Origin of the sequence: Mesorhizobium sp. M4A.F.Ca.ET.050.02.1.1, from assembly GCF_003997725.1 — a bacterium.
Lineage (GTDB): Bacteria > Pseudomonadota > Alphaproteobacteria > Rhizobiales > Rhizobiaceae > Mesorhizobium.
In genome coordinates, this window is sequence record NZ_RZSG01000886.1 from 1 (window position 1) to 2,318 (window position 2,318).

Annotated in this window: 3 protein-coding genes; 1 reads left to right on the forward strand and 2 read right to left on the reverse strand. The window is 63.9% G+C overall.

The window, feature by feature from the left end:
• The first annotated feature begins 420 nt into the window (after window positions 1–420).
• Window positions 421–1,137, forward strand: a complete 717-nt coding sequence (locus tag EOA33_RS32675) for a PhzF family phenazine biosynthesis protein (RefSeq protein ID WP_127407499.1) — start codon at window positions 421–423, stop codon at window positions 1,135–1,137.
• Window positions 1,138–1,199: 62 nt separating this feature from the next.
• Here EOA33_RS32675 and EOA33_RS32680 read toward each other — a convergent pair whose 3' ends face one another.
• Window positions 1,200–1,484: a hypothetical protein gene (locus EOA33_RS32680; protein WP_126059081.1), complete on the reverse strand. Its 285-nt coding sequence runs from the start codon at window positions 1,482–1,484 to the stop codon at window positions 1,200–1,202.
• A gap of 68 nt (window positions 1,485–1,552) precedes the next feature.
• Window positions 1,553–2,158, reverse strand: a complete 606-nt coding sequence (locus EOA33_RS32685) for an ATP-dependent Clp protease proteolytic subunit (protein WP_126054752.1) — start codon at window positions 2,156–2,158, stop codon at window positions 1,553–1,555.
• Window positions 2,159–2,318: the final 160 nt, after the last annotated feature.

The following is a 2,318-nucleotide window of genomic DNA, read 5'->3' on the forward strand; positions in this document are numbered from 1 at the left end:
GTCCCTTGAGGCTCCACACGATGATGGAGCCACGGCGGGCATAAGTGCCAGGGCTTGGCGTGAGCGCTGCCCGACAAACCGTGACTTGCCGATTCCCAACAATCAGAGACCATAGTCGGATCGTCGGCTGAACGCCGCGGAGCATCCGAAATCAAACGCCGGCAGAACACTCCCGGCAAAAGTTGGATTTCAGATCCATGAAAGCCCCGTCAGACTGTAGAAGCAGCGGCGGGGCTTAAATTTGCGCCAGCGATGGCACTCGGTGCCGATGGCGCACCCGTCCTACGTCCGGGAAGCTGCCCATCGGCATGACCGCGGCGGGATTGCCGGCAAATCGCCGGTGAGCGAAGGCATCGAGCTGGAAGATGGGTGTACGCATGGGATTGAGATGGATTGAACTCACGGCCCACCAATCGCGCCATGTATCGGTCGACGTTGACGGACGCGGTGATGCAGGCCATAGCCGCCGAAAACAATCTGGCGGAGACCGCGTTTCTCGTTCGCGAGGGGAGCGACTATCGGCTTCGATGGTTCACGCCCGTCACGGAAGTGCCGCTTTGTGGACACGCGACGCTTGCGAGCGCGGCGGTCGTGATGGAGCGGCTCGAGCCGGGTCGTCAGTCGGTCGTGTTTCATTCGAAGAGCGGGCCGCTCGTGGTTACGCGTGTGAATGCGGGCTACGTGTTGAACTTTCCGGCGCGCCCGTCGGAGAAAGCCGCGGCGGTCCCGCCGGGGTTCGCGCATGCCCTCGGCGTCGAACCTGTTGAAGTCTGGGTGAACGCGTTCAACTACATGGCGGTGCTCGACAGCGCGAGCACTGTGCGCTCACTTACGCCAGACATGGCGGCGATTGCTCGTCTGGACCGACCCGGTGTCATCGTGACGGCAGCAGGTGATGAAGCGTACGACTGCGTCAGCCGGTACTTCGCTCCAGCGAAAGGAGTTCCTGAGGATCCGGTGACCGGCGCCGCGCACTGCATGCTGGTGCCCTATTGGGCTCCGCGCCTCGGCAAGACAGAGTTGCGTGCGTATCAGGCATCGAAGCGAGGCGGGGAGATCACGTGCCGCGCGGTTGGCGAGCGTGTCGAGCTCGAAGGGCAGTGCGTGTTTTATCTCGAAGGCGAAGCGGAGATCTGATTTCAGCGGCTGGCGGCGCTCGCATTCCACGACGCGGCGGCAGCGCCGACGTTCAAAGCACCTTAATGGCTCGGCGGCCTGATCCCACCCGTCGCCATGTCGATGGTTATGCTGCCGGAAATCCTGACATCGGTATCGCCGATCTTGAACTGGCCGTTGCCGCTGGCGGGCAGCGCGTCCTCGGGCTCGGGCTGCGGGGCGGGCTTGGCGATGCGATAGTCGCTGCTCACGCCGGGCAGAGCAGCCTTCTGTGTCGAACTGTCATCGGCGAAGGCGGCGCCCGCCAACATGCTCGCGGTCGCGAGGGCGACGATGCGCAGGAGTCTGGACGAACGCTTGCTGGTCATCGCCGGACTATATTGGCGGCGCAGAAGCGATGCCAGACCGCACGCGATCACTTTGCCGAGTGCCGGCCTCATGCCGCCTTCTTGCGGGTGTCGTAGACATGGTCGACAAGACCCCAGGCCTTGGCCTCCTCGGCGGTCATGAAATAGTCGCGGTCGAGCGTGCGCTCGACCTCCTCGTAGGTGCGGCCGCAATGATGAGCATAGAGCTCGGTCATGCGCCGCTTGGTGCGCATGATGCCTTCGGCGTGACGTTGGATATCGGACGCCTGGCCCTGGAAGCCGCCGAGCGGCTGGTGCAGCACAATGCTGGCGTTGGGCAGTGCGATGCGCCGGCCAGGCGTACCGGCCATCAGCAGGAAGGACGCCATCGAGGCGGCAAAGCCCATGCACACGGTCGACACCGGGCAGGAGATGTACTGCATGGTGTCATAGATGGCGAAACCGCTGGTCACCACGCCGCCCGGCGAGTTGATGTAGAGCGATATCTCCTTGTCGGGATGGTCGGATTCCAGCGACAGAAGCTGGGCGCAGACCAGCGCCGACACACCGTCGTTGATCTCTCCGTTGATGAAGATGATGCGTTCGCGCAGCAGCCGCGAGAAGATGTCGAAGGCGCGTTCGCCGCGGCTCGAGTGTTCGATCACCATCGGCACCAGATTGGCAAGACCGCTCATTTCGTCTCTCCCTTGGTTCCTTGCTCAGGCCGCGCGCCGCAACTGCGGCGCATTCGCCGCGATCGCCCGTTTCGTGCCGCCCGCGCCAAAGGCGTGCCGGCAACCGGCACCGGCCATGGCGACGGCGGGCATGCGCGCAAAGCCCTCATGGACGATGCGC

Coding starts and splice junctions, on each gene's coding strand:
- EOA33_RS32675 (WP_127407499.1), top strand. CDS start 421: ATGTATCGGTCGACGTTGACGGACGCGGTGATGCAGGCCATAGCCGCC.
- EOA33_RS32680 (WP_126059081.1), bottom strand. CDS start 1,484: ATGACCAGCAAGCGTTCGTCCAGACTCCTGCGCATCGTCGCCCTCGCG.
- EOA33_RS32685 (WP_126054752.1), bottom strand. CDS start 2,158: ATGAGCGGTCTTGCCAATCTGGTGCCGATGGTGATCGAACACTCGAGC.